An 18,382-nucleotide genomic window follows, 5' to 3' on the forward strand; every position below is an offset into this window, starting at 1 on the left:
GAAAACGGAAAGGTACTCAACATAATGAGCGAAACCACCAGCACCCAGATCCACCTCGCCAGCCGCCCAACCGGATGGCCAACGAACGAAAACTTCACCGTTGAGCACGTTGAACTTGCAGAATTGAAGGACGGCGAAGTTCGGGTTCGCAACGAATTCATCTCGGTTGACCCTTACATGCGCGGACGCATGAACGACACCCGCTCCTACGTCAAGCCATTCCAAATCGGCGAGCAGATCGCCGGCGGTGCAGTAGGACGCGTCATCGCTTCAAATGACAGCTCCCTGCCAGTAGACACCCTGGTTCTTCACCAGCTCGGCTGGTCGGACTTGGCTCAGGGTCCAGCAGCTAGCTTCAAGGAAATCCCTGACCTTCCAGGTGTTCCAAGCTCGCTGCGCCTGCACATCTTGGGCATGACCGGGCTGACCGCCTACGTAGGTTTGAACGCAATCGCCGGCTTGGCTGAAGGCGAAACCGTCTTCATCTCCGGTGCGGCCGGTGCCGTTGGTACCGCAGCCGGACAGATCGCCAAGCTCATGGGAGCTAAGCGCGTTATCGGTTCCGCAGGTAGTGCTGAAAAGGTCGAACTGCTCACCAGCAAGTACGGCTACGACGCAGCCTTCAACTACAAGGACGGCGACGTTCGTGGACAGCTAGCCGCTGCAGCCCCTGAGGGCATCGACGTCTTCTTCGACAACGTTGGTGGCGATCACCTCGAAGCAGCACTGGCAGCTTTCAATGACGGTGGCCGTGCAGCCCTGTGTGGTGCTATCGCAAGCTACAACACCACCGAGCCAACCCCAGGCCCACTGAACATGGCCAACCTGATCACTCGTGGCCTGAAGCTTCAGGGCTTCACACTGTCGAGCTACCTGAACTACGGCGAAGAGTTCTCCCAGCGCATGGGCCAGTGGTTCGCTGAAGGCAAGGTTTCCTACGATGAGACCATCGTTGACGGTGTAGAGAACACCGTTCAGGCCTTCTTGGACATGATGGCCGGAGCAAACACCGGCAAGATGCTTGTTCGCATCTAATTGATCTTGCACTAAGCAGGTAACAACTAACGGGTCCGACCGGAAAATTTTCCGCTCGGACCCGTTATGCGTTAATGATGACCTGTCGCGATGACGCAGCGAATCATTCTCAGACAGGCAAGCGCACCATGCGCAGATCAGTGATCAGCGGTGCGGTGGGGTCATCAAGCACTTGACCATCAAAGGAGAATCCGTTGCGCTGATAGAAGGCTATCGCCCGAGGATTCTGTTCGGCCACCCATAAGAGGGCTGGTTGATCCCCAAGTGCAGCATCCAGCAAGGCCTGGCCCGCACCGGAGCCGTGCTGATCGTTGAGCAGATACAAGTTGTATAGTTGCCGGTCAATTCCCGCCGGAACATCGACCGAGTCTTTGGTGCACGGTGCAGCAAACGAGAAACCAATCAAGTCTTCCTGCTCATTGCATGCCACAGCTAGAGAGAACGCAGGGTTCGGGTCAGCTAAAATCCGTTGCCACAGGTTGAGACGATGCTCAGCATGCTCTGTGCTAAAAAATCCCTGGGGCAACAGTTCCGTGTAGGTCTGCTTCCAGCATTCAACATGCAAAGCGGCCAGCTCAACGGCGTCATCAGCTACGGGTTTGCGCAAAGTGAAGCTCATTGACTGCCGCCGACGTATTCATTCAAGTGAATTCCGGTGAGCGTGCCAGATTGACTAAGTTCTGCTGGCGTTCCTTCAAAGACAATCTGACCGCCCTCATGCCCCGCCCCTGGTCCAAGGTCAATCACCCAATCAGCATGGGCAACTACCGCTAGATGGTGCTCAATGACGATGACGGTGTTTCCTTCGTCAACCATTTCGTCGAGTAGACCCAGCAAGTTTTGGACATCGGCCATATGCAGACCAGTGGTTGGTTCATCCAGTACGTAGGTGCCAGAACCCTTGCCTAAGTTGATGGCAAGCTTGATGCGCTGGCGCTCACCGCCCGAGAGCGTACTGAGGCGCTGCCCGAGCTTGAGATACCCCAGTCCTACTTGGTTTAGCCGGGTCAGCATGGCCTTGGCTTTGGGGATCTTGAGTTGTTCTAAGGCTTGCTCCATGCTCAAGTCCAACACTTCACCGATATTCAAACCGTCCAAGGTGTAACTCAATACCTCGGCAGTAAAGCGTGTGCCTTCACATACTTCACAGGGCAGAGCCACCCCGGCCATCGAGGCCAAATCGGTATAGGTGAATCCGACGCCCTTGCAGTTTGGGCAGGCTCCTTCGGAATTTGCGCTGAATAAGGCCGGCTTGACCGAGTTGGCCTTGGCAAAGGCGGCTCGAATCGGATCCATGATTCCGGTGTAGGTGGCAGGATTTGAACGGCGCGAGCCTCGGATCGCTCGTTGATCCACCACGGCCACATCTTCACGCTTGGAAATCGTTGAGTGAATGAGCGTGGACTTACCGGACCCGGCAACACCGGTGATGGCACACAGTACACCGGTAGGGATATCTACGTTCACGTCTTTGAGGTTGTGTGTGGAAGCGCCACGAACTTCTAGGGGAGTACCCAGTGACCTGGTAGCGGGCTTCAGCGGAACACGCGTAGAAAAATGTTGACCGGTCAGTGAATCGCTGGCCAACAGGCCAGGAACATCTCCGCTGTAACTCAGCGTTCCACCGTGCGTTCCAGCACCCGGACCAAGATCAATCACGTGATCAGCGATCTTGATAACTTCAGGCTTATGCTCAACGACCAGTACGGTATTGCCCTTATCTCGCAGATCCGCCAACAGCCCATTCATGCGTTGAATATCGTGCGGGTGAAGCCCCACGGTTGGTTCATCAAAGAGGTAGGTGACATCCGAGAGTGCGCTACCTAGATGACGAATCATTTTCACGCGCTGGGCTTCACCGCCCGAAAGTGTTCCAGCGGGTCGATCTAGCGAGAGATATCCCAAGCCCAACTCGACCATCGACTCAAGAATCGCAATCAAGTTCTTGATCAGGGGAGCGGCGTCCGGGATCTGAAGTTTGTCTAGTTCCGCGGAAAGCTCAGAAACCTGCATGGCCGTCATATCGGCGATGCCCAGTGAATTCATCTTTGAGGCTCTAGCAGCTTCACTCAGTCGGGAACCGGCGCACACCGTGCACGGTGCCGTGGTTGAGATCCGGTCGATCCATTCACGAATGTGCGCTTGCTTGATTTCGCGACCAGAAAGAATGTAGTTGGACTTGATGCGGGTGATGAGCCCCGAGTAGCTCATGTTCGCCCCGTTGAGCTTGACCTTGCCATCTTCGGCATAAAGCATGCGATCAAGCATGTCCTTGGGCATATCTTTGAGCTTGATATCAAGATCTGGTTCGGTGCCTGCAGTCAATGTTTGCCAGAGCCACGCGCCAGGAGCAAAGTTTGGTGCCTTGATGGCGCCCTCGTTCAGGGTCTTATCCCAATCCAATAACTCGTCAAGGTCGATACTTGCTTCCGTACCAAATCCCTCACAGGCCGGGCAAGCTCCTTGTCCGAGGTTGAAAGAATATGCGCCCGCGCCACCGGCACTTGGAGTTGAGTAGCGTGAGTAAAGAACACGAAGCAATGAGTAGGCATCGGTGGCGGTACCAACCGTTGAGCGGGAATTGGATCCCATGCGCTCCTGATCAACAACGATGGCTGCCGACAAGTTCTCTAGAACCTCAACGTCGGGCCGAGGCATCGAGGGCATGAACGACTGAACAAAAGAAGTATACGTTTCATTGATCAATCGCTGTGATTCGGCAGCGATCGTTCCGAAGACGAGTGAAGACTTACCTGAGCCGGAAACGCCAGTGAAAACCGTAATGCGTCGTTTGGGGATGTCGACATCAATACCCTTGAGGTTGTTCTCTCGGGCTTGACGGACTCGGATCATATTGTGGGTATCGGCAGGATGCGCATTCATAGGCCCAACATTACTAAGAGGTATCCAGATCGGGTACTAGGCTCCTCTAAGCTTCAACAAATCAGGGACGTTAAGTCAGGTTCATGTTCAAGCGGTGGGCCGAACATGCTCAGGCGCTCGCCGAGAGCACCCGCAACCGATCTTGTCAGTCGTCACGTTGCGCCACTTAATTCTGCAGAGGATTTCAGGCGATGCGGATCTCTCAGATCTTCCACTCGTCTGGTGTGCGCGTGATCGATTTCGAATTTTCTCGAAGAAAACTTGTCCTGCGAAGCTAAACGTTCGAAATTTGTCGGTACTGTGGGAGTTCCTGAGCGATTCACAATGTTTTCGGGTTGCCATGTGCCCAACTATCATTGTCGAGACGTGTGCTGCGACACATCGATGGCAGTTTAAGCGTCGCTATGATCCCGAACCAATGAAGGACCTTCATGAAGCTGTTGAAATCAATCCCACTGCTTGGCTGGGTGCTCATAGCAATCGTCTTAGGCGTTTTGCTTGGCCCAGTAATGCCGGTATGGCTAGGAAGCGTATTCCTGACCTATAACTCGATCTTCTCGGGCTTCCTGAACTTCGTTGTGCCACTGATTATTTTTGGTTTGGTTTCGCCAGCTATTGCTGAACTTGGCAAGGGTGCAGGCAAATGGTTGGGCATCACTGCGCTGCTCGCCTACGGATCAACTTTGGCTGCAGGGCTACTGGCGTACTTTGTCAGCCGCTGGCTATTTACCCAGTCATTGTCCGGTGGTGGACTTGAAGCCATCGGTGAAGGTGAAGGCTCAGGATTTAAGCCCGTCGTTTCCTTGGTTAGTAGTGCGGGGGACTCGGCCACCGAGATTGTCCTGCCACCAGCTTTGGACGTGATGACTGCACTGGTCCTTGCGTTCATCATCGGGTTGGGCATGACTGCTTTCCGCTCCACGGTACTTTTCCGCGGTGTTGTCGAATTCCGCACCATCATTGAGATGGTCATTCGTCGTGTTGTCGTCCCTGCCTTGCCGGTCTTCATCTTCGGCATCTTCTTGGATCTCTCCGCCAGCGGAAACGCAATCACTGTGGTGACCAAGTTCTTGTTGGTCGCTGTGGTTTCCTTCGCACTGACCCTCGTTGTTCTGCTGGCCCAGTACTCGATCGCTGGAGCCATGAACAAGCGCAACCCACTGAAGGCTCTCTGGGGTATGCGCGATGCCTACTTCACCGCACTGGGCACCTCGTCCTCGGCAGCCACGATTCCAGTGACGCTGGCTTCAACGAAGAAAAATGGTGTTTCGGACGCTGTGGCCGGCTTTGTTGTTCCACTGTGTGCGACCATTCACCTCTCCGGTTCAATGGTGAAAATTACCTGCTTCTCCGTCGCAGTCCTTTTGCTCACTGGCGGAGAAGTCACCTTCGGTGCTTACTTCCCATTCATCTTGATGCTCGGAGTCATGATGATTGCCGCTCCTGGTGTTCCAGGTGGCGCCATCGCAGCAGCAGCTGGTCTGCTTGGCCAGATGCTCGGCTTCGGTGATGTTGAAGTTGGCCTCATGTTCGCCGCTTACATCGCACTTGATAGCTTCGGCACCGCGACCAACGTGACCGGTGACGGAGCCATGGCGATGATCATGCAGAAACTGACCAACGGCAAGCTGGGCACCGCACCGCAAAGCCAGGACGATGAGATCGTTGAGCTGGCTGACGGCAGCCGCACCGAAACTCATCAAGTCGCTGAGTAAGCGTTCTTACTTAAATTGATCGGGTCCGCACCAAATGGTGCGGACCCGATCAGTTTAAGAACTACGTGCAGCTAGATCCACATCGCAGGATCGATGTACTCAGCTGGGTCAACAGCAGGCTTGCGCTCTTCTGGAGTACGTGGACGATTCTGTGCAGGAATGCCGGTAACGATCGAGCCTTCTGGTGCATTCTTGACCACTACAGCGTTAGCACCGATGGCGGAATCGGCTCCGATGATGATCGGACCGAGGACCTTGGCTCCGGCGCCAATGACCACACGATCACCAATGGTTGGGTGACGCTTGACCTTAGCTAGGGAACGACCGCCCAGAGTTACACCGTGGTACAGCATGACGTCCTCGCCGATTTCAGCAGTTTCACCAATGACGATGCCCATGCCGTGGTCGATGAAGAAGCGACGGCCGATGGTGGCGCCAGGGTGAATCTCAATGCCGGTCAGCGCACGTGCAGCCTGCGAGATCAGCCGTGCGGCTCCCTTGGTGGAAGGGTTCTGCCACAACTTGTGAGCTGCGCGGTGTAGCCAAATAGCGTGCAACCCGGAATACACGAAAAAGTTTTCGGTATCGCTGCGTGCCGCAGGATCGTGCTGTCGAGCTGTGGCTAGGTCTTCACGCAGGCGGGAGAAAAAACTCATGAATACTACCTTAGGGGTTGCGGTTCGCTGTGCAGGAATCCGAAGACGTCACACAGCAAATCGGCGCGAGCTGCACCGATTAAGGTCTCTATTAGACCAACGGTGGCTCGCGCCGATTTATTCTAACTTTCCGAAACTGATTTAGCCGCGGATGTCATCAAAGAGCAGGGTGGAGATGTAACGCTCACCGAAGTCAGGGATGATAGTCACGATGCGCTTGCCAGCGTTTTCTTCGCGAGCAGCGATCTGCAGTGCACCCCAAACGGCTGCACCAGCGGAGATACCGCCGAGGATACCTTCCTTGACGCCCAATGCGCGTGCGGTAGCAACCGAATCTTCGATGCTGGCATCCAGAACTTCGTCGTACAGTTCAGTGTCCAGAACCTCAGGGATGAAGTTAGCACCAAGGCCCTGAATCTTGTGTGGGCCTGGCTTGCCACCGTTGAGGATCGGCGAATCCTTTGGTTCAACAGCAACGATCTTCAGGTTTGGGTTCTTTTCCTTCAGGAAGCGACCTGCACCGGTGATGGTGCCACCGGTACCGATACCAGCAACAAGGATGTCTACCTGGCCCTCGGTGTCATCCCAGATTTCTGGGCCGGTGGTGTCCGCGTGAATCTGAGGGTTAGCGGAGTTAGCGAACTGCTGAGCCCAGACGGCGTTCTCAGAAGTCGCAACGATTTCCTTAGCCTTTTCTACTGCACCGCGCATGCCATCGGCACCTGGGGTCAGTACGATTTCAGCACCGTAAGCGCGCAGCATAACGCGGCGCTCGGTGGACATGGTTTCAGGCATGGTCAGGATGACCTTGTAACCACGTGCTGCGCCGACCATGGCCAGAGCGATACCGGTGTTACCCGAGGTACCTTCAACAATGGTGCCACCTGGCTTCAGCGCGCCCGACTTTTCTGCAGCGTCGACGATTGCTACACCGATGCGGTCCTTGACGGAGTTTGCTGGGTTGTAGAATTCCAGCTTCACAGCGACGTTGCCGGCTAGGCCTTCGTCAAGTCGGTTCAGCTTTACCAGTGGGGTGCGGCCGATAACTTCGGTGACGTTGTTGTAAATCTTGCCCATGTTTTATGCAGTCCTTACGTGACTCATTGCGGCCGCGATTGCTGGCGGCGAGTTACTTGCAGATGACCGGCTAAATGGCTCGGACATCTCGAGGTTCATTTCTAACCCTAGTAGGCATGCCGTCAAGCTAGGCTTCATTTAGCCATTGTGCGTAATATTTCCTGACTTTTGCGATCTTCGGGTCGATGATCACTCGGCAATATCCGACATCTTGGTTATCTGCGTAGTAATCTTGATGAATTTGCTCCGCAGGATAGAAATCTTTCGACTCTTCTATTGTGGTGACAATCGGATTAGGGTATAAGGGCGCAAATTTTGCGATGGCCCCGGCGAAAAGCGTCCGCTGCTCTTCATCCAGCGGGAACATGGCCGAGCGGTATTGGGTGCCTACGTCATAACCCTGGCGATTGAGCGACGTTGGATCATGAACGGTGAAGAACATGTCCAAGATGATCTCGGCTGGAACAATTTCTGGATCAAAGATGACTGCAACACCTTCAGCGTGCCCGGTGGTTCCGGAGCAGACCTGATAATAGTCCGGGTCACTGGTGTGCCCACCGATGTATCCGGAGATCACGGCGTGCACGCCACGGGTTTGCTGGTAGATGGCGTCCAAGCACCAGAAGCAGCCACCTGCCAACACGAAGGTTGTCAGCTTGGCCCCCTGAAGCTCGATAGTAGGGCTGAATTGATGCGGTGATTGAAGGCTGAGAGTACTCACACAGTTCACAACGATGCGGCGTTGCATTCTGTTCCATCGATGTACCCAACGCGTAGGGTTGGTGACATGCAGAGCAAGGCAAATAACTCGCAAGAACCTGATAAGAAGCCGTCAGTTACGGACGCCACTTCGCTCAAGCCAGTGACCGACGAAGAAGTAAAGCAGCCAGTTGATGGGGAACCGGCTGCAACTACTTTGGGCGATGTGCTTGAGGCAGTAGAAGAGCTTTGGCCAAAATCCTTGGCGGAGGACTGGGACGCCGTTGGTCTAGTGACCGGACGTAGCGCCCAGCAGATCACCAAGGTTGTAATGGCTGTAGACCCGACCCTTGAGGTGATCGAAGATGCCATCGCGCGTGGAGCCGACTTGCTCATCACTCATCATCCACTGTTACTTCGTGGTGTCACCCAAGTAGCAGGAACCAGCTTTAAGGGCGAAGCGATTCACCGGCTCATTGAGACCGGAACCGCTTTGCTCACGGCACACACCAATGCTGACAACGCCATTGGGGGAGTCAACGACGCCCTGTCCGACGCGTTTGGCCTCAAGGATTGTGTGCCTCTGGTGCATTCAAAGGACGGATTGCCAGAAGAAGGACTAGGCCGAGTCGGCTTCCTGGACAAGCCAATGAAGCTTGAAGATTTTGCTGAACGCGTTTACACCGTGCTACCTGCCGTGGCCGGTGGCGTACGCGTTGCAGGTGACCGCACCGGGATCATCCGCAAGGTCGCCCTATGCGGTGGGGCCGGTGACTCGTTATTTGATGCGGTGCGCTCACACCAAGCCGATGTCTACGTCACCGCAGATCTACGCCATCACCCGGCCAGTGAAGCACGCGAAGCAGCCAACGGTGGCTTCCCTTACTTGATTGATGTTTCCCATTTTGCCTCCGAGTGGGTCTGGCTTTCAGCCGGCGCTCGCGCTTTGCAGAATGTGCTCAACGATCTGGGACATTCGGTAGAGATTGAAATATCGCAAATTAATTCGGATCCTTGGGACTTTGTCCTGACCCCATAGGCAGGGAACCGCATGCTGCATCATTTGGAAATCTGGGTTGATGACTTATCAGCCAGTAAAGCAACGTTGGGATGGTTGCTGACGCGTCTGGGTTACCGGATTGATTCTGAGTGGAGTAATGGGATCAGCTACGCCCATTCAAACTTTTATATCGTTCTTGAGTCCGGGCCTGATGTGCGCCATGGACGCCACGAACGCTTGAATCCAGGATTGAACCACTTGGCTTTTACTGTTGAGTCCAAAGAACTAGTTGAGCAAATTTCACGCGAGGCTAGTGACCACGGATTTACCTTGATGTTCTCGGATCAGCATCCACACGCTGGTGGAGAACAGCACTACGCTGCGTATCTCGAAAATGGCGAGGGCTTTGAAATTGAACTCGTCGCCGCTGATGGGCAAGGTGGCAGTTAGTTCAACCAACAAAAGTTCAACCAACAAAGAAGACTGCCATGGTGGGATTCGGGAATAGTAATTCCCAAGTCTTGCCCACGGCAGTCTTCTTTTGCTTCAGTGCATTGTCAGGTTTTGCACTTTCAACCTACGGGGCGATGGATTGTGAAATCTCAGCCTGGATCTTAATATCGCCGTTGCGAGCGGTAGCAATTTTTGATTTTTCCTGTGCGCCTCGGCTTGAGGCGTCAGCGCCAGTGCGAAGGCGTGTGATGGTTGCGCTCTTAGATTCGCCTGCGTCAAGCTCCTGAATGCTGAATCCCGAACCTTCTAAGTCGCTGAGTCGAACGTTTCCGGTATTTGTAACCGTGACTTCATAGCTAATCCAGTCACCGGCTTTAGCCGACGAATTCAAAGCAGGCTCAGCGGCAACTTGCTGTGAGGCCTCGACGGTAAAGCTAGGCTGGCGATCGACGAGGTCGACTTCTTGACCCGTGATTGTGTATTCATCCACGATGGCGTTGCTGCCGACCCGGCCAGAAGTCCAGTGCGTTTGAGGAATAAAGAATCCGTTGGCTAGCTCATTGCTGGTTACCTCATGGCGTGGAGTGGCGCAGGTGTAGCCTGCACCCGCAGGTAGGTTCGAGTAGCGGCAATTGCCCGCCGGGCTGGGCTGTCCAATTGGGCTGGCGGCAAACGGTGAGAAGTTACCTGCAGTTGGTGCGACCCATTGAGCGATGTTTCCAATGCTATTCACACGGAAGCTGTACGGAACTTTTTCACCGACCACAGAAGGGTCCACAGCCAAGTCTCGACTCGTATCCGTGCGTTGACCCAAAATGTTAAGGCCAGCGGTTTCTTCGCCGGTGATCTGAGCGGACACAGATACCTGAGAAGTTTTTCCAGTGCTACTCGTGAACTGCAGCTGTAGACTCTGGTTTCCAAGCGCGGTGGACGCGACAGTGACTGGAAGGTTGATGGTGGTGCTGGCGCCTGCGGCAAGATTGGTGACCGATTTTGCTGTGGCGCTGAATTGCGTTGAGGTGCCCACCGCGATGGTACCCGAGAGCGCCTCGTCTTCCTGATTCGTGATAGTCACTGGAACGTCAAGAGTGGATCCTGACCTGGCGGTGAACGATTCTGCCTGCATCGGAGCACAGACGTAGTTCAACCATTCTTCATCGAATGTGGCAAGCTGCATTGCGTCGGTGTAGTTAGCTTCGTAGAACACGCCAAATTTTCCATTATCCAAGACATCGGCTACCGAGTACGCGGAGAAACCACGACGAATGGTGCGCAACCCTGGCCAGGTTTTCCGTCGTCGCATGAGACTCGAGCCGAAACGTTGGAGCGCGAAGTTTGTGAATTGGCTCCGGCATACAGCAACTTTTTGGCCTGCGCATCCGGGAACATCTGGGTGATGTGTGCGTTATTTGTGGGATCGGGGAGGTTCTTATCCTGGGTGACCTCCGAGTAGCTGTGGCCACCATCATTAGAAATAGCTACCGTTCGATATCCACCGCCGGCGTTGTCACGGGAATTGAGCATGAGCCGACCGTCGGATAGTTCAACCACTTTGTTCTCGTCCATGGCCCGTCCGGTGAATTCTCCATGTTTCCACGTTGCTTCGTGGTCATCGGAATACACCGAGAAGGCTTGAATCGCTCGGGTGCCATCGGCCTGCATGACATCTCCGGCGTATTGCTGAACGAGGCGCCCGGCGTATTGGTCGCGGGTTATCTGGATGCCTTGACCGGACGTGGCGAAGGTCGAACGTACAGCGCCGGGGACCGCGCTGTCTCCTGGTTTGACGACATCGGTAATCAGTCGAGGCTTGCTCCACGTGGCTCCGTCATCGGTGGATTCGACAACAGCTGCGCTGAGCACTTGCCGGTTGGCATCGTCAAGGCCCCAAATGCTCCCTACGAAGCCTTGATCCTTGGAGTAGATAAAGAAGGCGAAGGTCTTTCCGATTTCGTCATCCACCACATAACTGGGGTCAGAATAGCCGTGCTTTCCTTGTTCGGGGGAGCCGGTGAAGCCGGCCGCGACAGTGGTTACTGGCCCCCACGTTGCACCGTTATCGGTGCTTTTGCGCTGCACGATGCTATTGGGGTTCGGTGCATCTGAGGCGTTTCCCGGACGGCCTTACCACGCGGCGAGAACTACCCCGTCGCCCAAGTGAGCGAGAGCGGGGATGCGATAGAAGAAGTTGTTTTCGGTGCGGTCGGTTCCGAGATTTATTTCTTTGAAGGTTCCCGGCGGCACCGCAGGGTCCGCTTCCTCTAATGTGGTGGCCGCTATGGCCCCGTTTGCGCTGAAAAGGGGTATGGTTCCTGAAAATTGGAAGGACGTATGACGTAGGACGTCATGCTTGAAGCCTATGTGAATTGAATCACAAGCAGAAGAGGGAAAGTTTGTTTTTTGTCGTGTGCGCCAAGACGAGAGGCTGGTTCTTTCTACTTTGTGGTGGTGAACTGGTGGTCTTCGGGTAGCAGAATATTTAGTGCTTGACCCTTTTTGTCGTCCACCAGGGTGGCCTCCCACTTGGATTGAATCAGTTCAAGCAATTCCGTCGCCGTCTTGGGCTCGACTGTTTGCTGCACCAAGAACCGGGCAACTTCGCCACGAGTGTGTTTGGCGAAGTGCGATACGACCTTCGGAACACCGTTACGTAACTGAAATACATTGACAGCTACGCTATTTGAGTTGCGTGGCTTGTAGGCCGCCATGTAGGTACTCGAGCGTGCGTCGATGATGAGCTGGTTCCCGGCCATCTCGTCCAATACTGGAGTTAGTCGTTTCTTCCACCAGCTCCCGAGCCTGCCCAGTGGTTCAAGCTTGGTGGACATAGAAAGTCGGTACGGTGGGATCCGGTCATCAAATCTGACGGCGCCCCATAATGCAGAAATGACCAGAATGCTTTGATCTGCCCGCAACTTCGCTGGCTTATCCAATGACGCGTAGTTCAAAGCCTCAAAAAGCACACCTGAATAAATATCGTGTGCCCGGGCTGCCGGTTCAGTGTGCAGTGAGATATTGCGAGCTACTTCGTTAGCTAGTGAGGCACCAACGCCTAAGACTTCCATGGCATCTTCGCGAGCAGAAACTTGCGCAAGAGAATCGATCACTTGGTGACGATCATCAGTTAGTTCCGGAAACGAGAGTGTTTCCATTTCAAACGGAGCACCTTGAGTATGGGCTGTCTTGCCTTCAGAAGGCGGCAACAAAATAAGCACGCTTTCCAGCTTATCGGAATCCGACCCTGTCATATCCAAAAGGGAGCGCAACTACCTGGATGCTCCACCTCGGAAGTATCGGTGACGCTCCGTGCTGTCTTTGCTGTCGTTGAAACTGACCGTCAAGCACGTGCTGAAGAGCACTATGTAGGGATAGTTTTACAGATGTAAGATATTTACATGCGTAAGAATTCCTCTTTGAAACCCGGTAAGTCACACCTTCGGTTACGCGACGCTGCTCTTCGGCTTCTGGATGAACGTGTTCCAGAAGAGGTGACCATTACCGATATCGTCAGCGAGGCTGGGCTGACCCGTCCGACCTTCTATGCTGTTTTTCTGGACCTCGCCAGTTCCTTCGAGGACGCCGCGATGAGCCGACTAGAAGCCGCATTCGAGGGCGTGACTCTTGCCGGTGATTTACCCCCGACGCAGCAAGCTCAAGCAATGGAGACTGCGTTCCTAACCGTGATTCGCAGGATCGCTCTCAATGAGGTGTTCTTCGCACGAGTGCTGCGCAGTTCAGGTGGAATGCAAATACATCACCGCCTGGTGCAGTTTCTGGCCGAGCGCTTACGTGCGCACTCTCCGCTGTCTGCCGGACTAGCCGGTGGACCCGTGCCTGCAGAAGTAAGCTCCGAGGCGCTGGCAGCTGGCGTCATTTGGACTGTAATTGCCTGGTTGGAAGCCGAGAAACGTCGGCCAGCAGAAGAGCTTGCCACTCAAATCCGTGACCTTCTCTTTCACGCCGTCGTAGGCGGACTGAGCCAAACCCATACCACCGATCGCCGCAAGGAGTCCTAGCCATGAGCATCAGCCTTTCCGTTTTGGAGACCGGAACGATTCGCATTCGTCCGAGTCATCGCACGCAAAGTGCTACCAAGCCAGTGTTGCTACGACGTGCAAAGGCGGTATTTGGCGACAAAAACTGGACCGAGCCATTGCCGATCAACACCTATCTCATCAATCACCCCGACGGCCCGATCTTGTTTGATACCGGCGAATCCCCACATGCGAACGCGCCTGGTTGGTTGCCACGCTGGCAGTCATTTTTCCATCGCGCTGTCGACATCAATGTTGCCCCTGAGGAAGGTATCGGCGCGCGTCTTGCACAGCAGGGAATAAAGCCCCAAGATCTGCAAGCAGTAGTGGTTTCTCACCTGCACCATGATCACGGCGACGGTTTGGGGGATCTTGCTGACGCCCGACGTATTTTGGTCACCGACGATCACTGGGACTTCTACCGCAAGCCATTACGCGCAACCATCGAAGGCGCTGTGCCGCAGCACTGGCCAACAGGTTTTCAGCCAGAGCTCTTGCATTTGACCGGTCCCGCGCTTGGCCCATGGGAGAAGACCTACCCGATCACCGCTGACGGCAAGGTCGTTGGGGTACCCACCCCTGGGCACGTTCCCGGACATCTATCGGTGGTTGTGTTCGGTGACGACGCCACATACTTCCTCGGCGGCGACGTGACGTACGATCAGGCACTACTTGATCAGGAAAAGACAGACGGCGTGAACAACAATCCTAAGTTGGCTGTTGAGCAACTTCGCAAGATCAAAGAGTTCGCCAGAATGCAGCCGATAGTGCTGTTGCCGGCACATGATCCTGGCACTAGTCAGCGTTTAGCTAACAATGAAGTTTATGTACCCTCGCCGTTGCGCGATTAACCTTGAATGCTTCCGCGCCGCAGACTGAGCTATCGTCGCTAGGAAAATGGTGCTCCTTGGGGCGCACCAGTGTTAGTGCTCTGAATTCAAAAAATCGCATTGACTATGGCCAAGGACATGTTTGCCGTGTTGAACACCTCGCTCAGCGCGTTACGGCAGGCAAAGTCCCGGGGCTAGAATGGTTAACGAATGGGATGGCCAGACGGTCGCGTGGCAAGCAATTGTCCCGAGGAACGTCCGGGCTCCACAGAACAGGGTGGTGGGTAACGCCCACTCGGGGTAACCCGCAGGCTAGTGCCACAGAAAATAGACCGCCAGGTTTCCTGGTAAGGGTGAAACGGTGGTGTAAGAGACCACCAGCGTCCCGGGTGACCGGGATGGCTTGGTAAACCCCACTCGGAGCAAGGTCAGACAGACTGCGTTATGAGGGCTGTTCGCCCCATGTAGTCGGGTGGACCGCTAGAGGCTGTCGGCAACGGCAGTCGTAGATAGATGACCGTCCCGCTTCGGCGCGACAAAACCCGGCGTATCGGCCATCCCATTCACCGCATATTTCCTCACTTCTCAAGTGAGATGATTCACAGATCTAGGTGTCCGGAAAATTTCTGCGCAGTTTAGAATGGAAAATGTACTTAGTACTTACGAGGATGATCCTGTGACCTCGTACCACCGCAAAAGCAATGGTGCTTCCCACGGTGCCAACCGACTTTATGGATCTGCAAGTCGGCTGAATTGGAAGGATTTTCCTTTGACCCAGCAGTCTGTCGTCGCCCAGCAAGAATGGAGCGGGCGCGAAGAGCTCGCCGAGGCCATGATTCCACTGATCGGACGTTTGTACCGCAAGAACAATGTGGTGCCCTCCGTATATGGCCGCAAGCTGATCAATCAGTCTTCAATTGACATCATCAAGGCACACCGCGTTGTGCGCCGCATCGATGGCGAAGAGCTAAGCCTGAAGGCAACCAAAGCAATTCTCGATGAAATCGAGACACTCAATGTTGGCTCGGTCGCCGTTGATCTTGGCCGCTTGAACAAGAAGTTCAAAGAATCTGGCTCCGTCGACCTGAACTCATTTATCAGCAACGAACTGGGCGAAAAGGTCGGCAAGGCCGGCGCTACCGACGCAGAACCAAAGGACGTAGTACTCTACGGATTTGGTCGCATTGGTCGCTTGCTCGCTCGTATCCTGATTGAGCGTGGCGGTTACGGCTTGCGTCTGCGGGCAATCGTTGTGCGCAAGGGCTCGGATGATGACATCGTCAAGCGTGCTTCGTTGCTTCGCCGCGACTCGGTGCATGGCCGCTTTGAAGGTTCGATCACCGTCGACGAGGAAAACAACACCATCCTCGCCAATGGAACACTGATCAAGGTCATCTACTCGAATGATCCAGCAACCGTTGATTACACCGAATACGGAATCAACAACGCGATTGTTGTAGACAACACCGGACGCTGGCGCGATGAAGCTGGCCTGTCCCAGCACCTTGAAGCTAAGGGTGTTGCTCGCGTTCTACTTACCGCTCCAGGTAAGGGCGACTTGAAGAACATCGTTCACGGCATCAACGATTCGTGGATTACTGCAGAAGACAAGATTGTCACCGCAGCATCGTGCACCACCAACGCCATCACCCCAGTGCTCAAGGCGCTGAACGACAAGTTCGGCGTTAACCACGGACACGTTGAGACCGTTCACTCGTTCACCAACGACCAGAACCTGATCGACAATTTCCACAAGGGCGAACGTCGCGGACGCGCAGCTGCACTGAACATGGTGATCACCGAGACCGGTGCAGCCAAGGCTGTTGCTAAGGCACTGCCAGAGTTCGAAGGCAAGCTGACCGGTAACGCAATTCGCGTACCAACCCCAGATGTCTCCATGGCCATCTTGAACCTGACCCTGGAGAACGAAACCAGCAAGGAAGAGTTGAACGCTTACCTGCGTGAAACCTCGCTGACCTCGAACCTGCACAAGCAGATCGACTACATCGATTCCCCAGAAGTGGTTTCCACCGACTTTGTTGGCTCACGTCGTGCCGGCATCGTTGATGGCTTGGCCACCATTGTTTCGGGCAAAAACGCTGTTGTCTACGTTTGGTACGACAACGAGTTCGGTTACTCCTGCCAAGTAGTGCGCGTGATCGAATCGATCGCTGGCACCCACCCGGTAGCTGTTCCAGATGTGAAGGCTGAAGCCGTCAGCGTCTAGAACTAGAGCTGCAAGACTTTTCGGGACCGTACCTCGCGCATGATGCGTGAGGCATGGTCCCGAAAGTCGTTTATGCCCCAGCCCGTTCCTGCTACGCTCGGCTCTAGGTGCGAGAGATAGGGCAAGGACGTGGAACGAGAGCGGTTGTTGGCCGCGCGGATGCGCAGTCAGAAATTACGTGAGCCTGCACAAAGCTTGCTGGGTGCAGCCGAGCATATGTTGGCGATTCAAGCTCAAGACTTCACCGCCGGACGTTATGCCTTGGCTCAGCGGGTAGCGTCCGAACCGAACCGAGCACAGGTTAATGAGCTGTTCAATGATGGCCAGCTCGTTCGTTCGTGGACCATGCGTGGCACCCTGCATATCTGTAGGGCACAGGACGCCAAGTGGATGGTGCAGGCGGCCAGAGAGCGTACCCTGAAAACAGCTGCGACTAATTTGCGCGCTTTGCAGATAGATTCGCAAACCATCGACCGCGCCTCTACCATCGTCACTAAACTGCTTGTTGAGTACCAAAGAGCCAGTAGGGCCACAATCTTTGCCGAGCTAGAGAGTCACGGGATACCGACTAAAAATCAGCGCGGACTTCATGTGCTCTTGGTGCTGGTACAAAACGGGCTAATCTGCTTGGGGCCGATTCCTGCGCAGGCCAAACTGATCGCCCAAGACTATGTGCTGGTAAATCGCTGGATCAGTGATCACCGTGTGCCCACAGATCCGATGCACGAATTGTTGCTTCGCTACCTAGGCTCCCATGCACCTGCGACTTTGCGTGGTGCCGCTTGGTACACGGGACAAACCCTGACAACGATGCGCAAGGCGGCCAATGAGGTGGCCGATCAGCTTGTGGCAGTAGGGCAAGACGAGCGGGGTGAGGATTACCTAGTAGTTGCCGGCTCTGCCACGCATCAAGAGCTTGAGAGCTCTGGCGAGGTGGAACTACCCAAGCGGTTGTTAGGCCCGTTCGACGAGTACTACCTCTCCACCGCGGATCGGCATCTGATCGCCGATGCACCCATGCAGAAAGCGATCATGCCAGCTACCAACGGCATGTTTAATGCATTCTGGATTGAACAAGGGCGAGCCACGCAAGTGTGGAATACAAATGTAGCGCCGACCGATACACTCGGTGCGGCGCTACATCAGCGATATCTTGACTTCAAGACTGCAAACTAGGCAGCCAAAGCGTTAGTGACCAAAGGGGTCCTCGTCGGTGCCAGGCAACCAGGTAATGCCCGGTACGCCCCAGCCCAAAGACTTCTTGGCTTTGTTCCAACGCTTATCCCAGCGAGGTTGGAGCTTATCTACGTAGAGGAAACCATCAAGGTGATCGTATTCGTGCTGCATCACCCGGGCGAACCAGTCGTGAGCCTCGAAGGAGATCGGATTTCCGAACTCATCAAAGCCTTCAACCTTGGCATAGTCCGCACGCTTGAGCGGGTAGTTCAGCCCAGGGACCGACAAGCAACCCTCGGACTCGTCATCAACGTCTGCCGGAGCTTGCGACACCTTGGACAGGGTTAGCTTCGGGTTGATGATGACACCACGCTCAGGAGCGGTGTCCTGGTCTGCGTAGACATAGGTGAATAGACGTAGACCGATACCAACCTGCGGAGCAGCCAGTCCCACGCCGTGGGCTTCGTCCATGGTCACGTGCATATCTGCAACAAGCTGGCGTAGCTCATCATCAAACTCGGTGACTTCTACTGCGCGACGATGAAGAACAGGTTCTCCATAAACTGTGATCTGCCGGATTGGCACGTGATCAGGTCC

The 18,382-nt window shown here is 54.8% G+C and carries 17 protein-coding genes and 1 other RNA gene; 9 read left to right on the plus strand and 9 right to left on the minus strand.

Annotated features, from left to right (window positions below; genetic code table 11):
* Positions 1-24 precede the first annotated feature (24 nt).
* Positions 25-1,035: an NADP-dependent oxidoreductase gene (locus tag ACT3RW_RS07435; protein ID WP_131088116.1), complete on the plus strand. Its 1,011-nt coding sequence runs from the start codon at positions 25-27 to the stop codon at positions 1,033-1,035.
* Positions 1,036-1,144: 109 nt separating this feature from the next.
* On the opposite strand, the gene ACT3RW_RS07440 is transcribed toward ACT3RW_RS07435, so the two are convergent.
* Both ACT3RW_RS07440 and ACT3RW_RS07445 read right to left on the minus strand, forming a co-directional pair.
* Complete coding sequence (locus ACT3RW_RS07440; protein ID WP_444613329.1) at positions 1,145-1,654, minus strand: GNAT family N-acetyltransferase; 510 nt, start codon at positions 1,652-1,654, stop codon at positions 1,145-1,147.
* Positions 1,651-3,918 (minus strand): ATP-binding cassette domain-containing protein, encoded by a 2,268-nt coding sequence (locus ACT3RW_RS07445; protein WP_444613330.1) that lies wholly within the window; start codon positions 3,916-3,918, stop codon positions 1,651-1,653. Before ACT3RW_RS07445 ends, ACT3RW_RS07440 begins: the two co-directional genes overlap by 4 nt.
* Positions 3,919-4,349: 431 nt before the next feature.
* Between ACT3RW_RS07445 and ACT3RW_RS07450 the strand changes: the two genes are divergently transcribed.
* Positions 4,350-5,633, plus strand: coding sequence for a dicarboxylate/amino acid:cation symporter (locus ACT3RW_RS07450; RefSeq protein WP_444613331.1), 1,284 nt, complete (start codon positions 4,350-4,352; stop codon positions 5,631-5,633).
* Between the two features lie 71 nt (positions 5,634-5,704).
* Here the strand turns inward: ACT3RW_RS07450 and epsC are convergent, their stop codons facing one another.
* The 3 genes from epsC to msrA form a co-directional block, all read right to left on the minus strand.
* On the minus strand, positions 5,705-6,289 hold the full coding sequence (gene epsC, locus ACT3RW_RS07455) for a serine O-acetyltransferase EpsC (protein ID WP_444613332.1): 585 nt from the start codon (positions 6,287-6,289) through the stop codon (positions 5,705-5,707).
* A 141-nt stretch (positions 6,290-6,430) separates the two neighbouring features.
* Positions 6,431-7,366 carry a cysteine synthase A gene (gene cysK, locus ACT3RW_RS07460; RefSeq protein ID WP_131088121.1) on the minus strand — a complete coding sequence of 312 codons (936 nt, stop codon included), beginning with the start codon at positions 7,364-7,366 and terminating at the stop codon, positions 6,431-6,433.
* A 127-nt stretch (positions 7,367-7,493) separates the two neighbouring features.
* On the minus strand, positions 7,494-8,021 hold the full coding sequence (msrA, locus tag ACT3RW_RS07465; protein ID WP_444614627.1) for a peptide-methionine (S)-S-oxide reductase MsrA: 528 nt from the start codon (positions 8,019-8,021) through the stop codon (positions 7,494-7,496).
* Positions 8,022-8,153: 132 nt separating this feature from the next.
* Here msrA and ACT3RW_RS07470 point away from each other — a divergent pair, with 132 nt between their 5' ends.
* Together ACT3RW_RS07470 and ACT3RW_RS07475 are read left to right on the plus strand one after the other, a co-directional pair.
* The gene (locus ACT3RW_RS07470; protein WP_444613333.1) at positions 8,154-9,104 is read left to right on the plus strand and encodes a Nif3-like dinuclear metal center hexameric protein; all 951 of its coding nucleotides are present in this window, start codon (positions 8,154-8,156) and stop codon (positions 9,102-9,104) included.
* A 12-nt stretch (positions 9,105-9,116) separates the two neighbouring features.
* Entirely contained in the window at positions 9,117-9,515 is a 399-nt protein-coding gene (locus ACT3RW_RS07475; RefSeq protein WP_131088123.1) for a VOC family protein, read from the plus strand.
* A 127-nt stretch (positions 9,516-9,642) separates the two neighbouring features.
* Here ACT3RW_RS07475 and ACT3RW_RS07480 read toward each other — a convergent pair whose 3' ends face one another.
* The 3 genes from ACT3RW_RS07480 to ACT3RW_RS07490 all read right to left on the minus strand — a co-directional run bounded on the left by ACT3RW_RS07480 (position 9,643) and on the right by ACT3RW_RS07490 (position 12,766).
* Positions 9,643-10,821, minus strand: coding sequence for a DUF7507 domain-containing protein (locus tag ACT3RW_RS07480; protein WP_444613334.1), 1,179 nt, complete (start codon positions 10,819-10,821; stop codon positions 9,643-9,645).
* On the minus strand, positions 10,755-11,597 hold the full coding sequence (locus ACT3RW_RS07485) for a sialidase family protein (protein WP_444613335.1): 843 nt from the start codon (positions 11,595-11,597) through the stop codon (positions 10,755-10,757). Before ACT3RW_RS07485 ends, ACT3RW_RS07480 begins: the two co-directional genes overlap by 67 nt.
* Positions 11,598-11,953: 356 nt before the next feature.
* Positions 11,954-12,766: a YaaA family protein gene (locus tag ACT3RW_RS07490; protein WP_444613336.1), complete on the minus strand. Its 813-nt coding sequence runs from the start codon at positions 12,764-12,766 to the stop codon at positions 11,954-11,956.
* A 147-nt stretch (positions 12,767-12,913) separates the two neighbouring features.
* Here ACT3RW_RS07490 and ACT3RW_RS07495 point away from each other — a divergent pair, with 147 nt between their 5' ends.
* From ACT3RW_RS07495 to ACT3RW_RS07515, 5 genes are all read left to right on the plus strand, one after another.
* The gene (locus ACT3RW_RS07495) at positions 12,914-13,534 is read left to right on the plus strand and encodes a TetR/AcrR family transcriptional regulator (protein WP_444613337.1); all 621 of its coding nucleotides are present in this window, start codon (positions 12,914-12,916) and stop codon (positions 13,532-13,534) included.
* A 2-nt stretch (positions 13,535-13,536) separates the two neighbouring features.
* On the plus strand, positions 13,537-14,403 hold the full coding sequence (locus ACT3RW_RS07500; protein ID WP_444613338.1) for an N-acyl homoserine lactonase family protein: 867 nt from the start codon (positions 13,537-13,539) through the stop codon (positions 14,401-14,403).
* A gap of 190 nt (positions 14,404-14,593) precedes the next feature.
* An RNA gene (rnpB, locus tag ACT3RW_RS07505) (RNase P RNA component class A) lies at positions 14,594-14,948 on the plus strand.
* A gap of 203 nt (positions 14,949-15,151) precedes the next feature.
* Positions 15,152-16,609, plus strand: a complete 1,458-nt coding sequence (locus ACT3RW_RS07510; RefSeq protein ID WP_131088127.1) for a glyceraldehyde-3-phosphate dehydrogenase — start codon at positions 15,152-15,154, stop codon at positions 16,607-16,609.
* A gap of 129 nt (positions 16,610-16,738) precedes the next feature.
* The gene (locus ACT3RW_RS07515; RefSeq protein WP_444613339.1) at positions 16,739-17,785 is read left to right on the plus strand and encodes a winged helix DNA-binding domain-containing protein; all 1,047 of its coding nucleotides are present in this window, start codon (positions 16,739-16,741) and stop codon (positions 17,783-17,785) included.
* Positions 17,786-17,797: 12 nt separating this feature from the next.
* Here the strand turns inward: ACT3RW_RS07515 and def are convergent, their stop codons facing one another.
* The gene (gene def / locus ACT3RW_RS07520) at positions 17,798-18,370 is read right to left on the minus strand and encodes a peptide deformylase (RefSeq protein WP_131088129.1); all 573 of its coding nucleotides are present in this window, start codon (positions 18,368-18,370) and stop codon (positions 17,798-17,800) included.
* Between the last annotated feature and the right edge of the window lie 12 nt (positions 18,371-18,382).

The sequence above is a fragment of the Glutamicibacter sp. AOP5-A2-18 genome (genome assembly GCF_052446055.1).
GTDB lineage: Bacteria > Actinomycetota > Actinomycetes > Actinomycetales > Micrococcaceae > Glutamicibacter.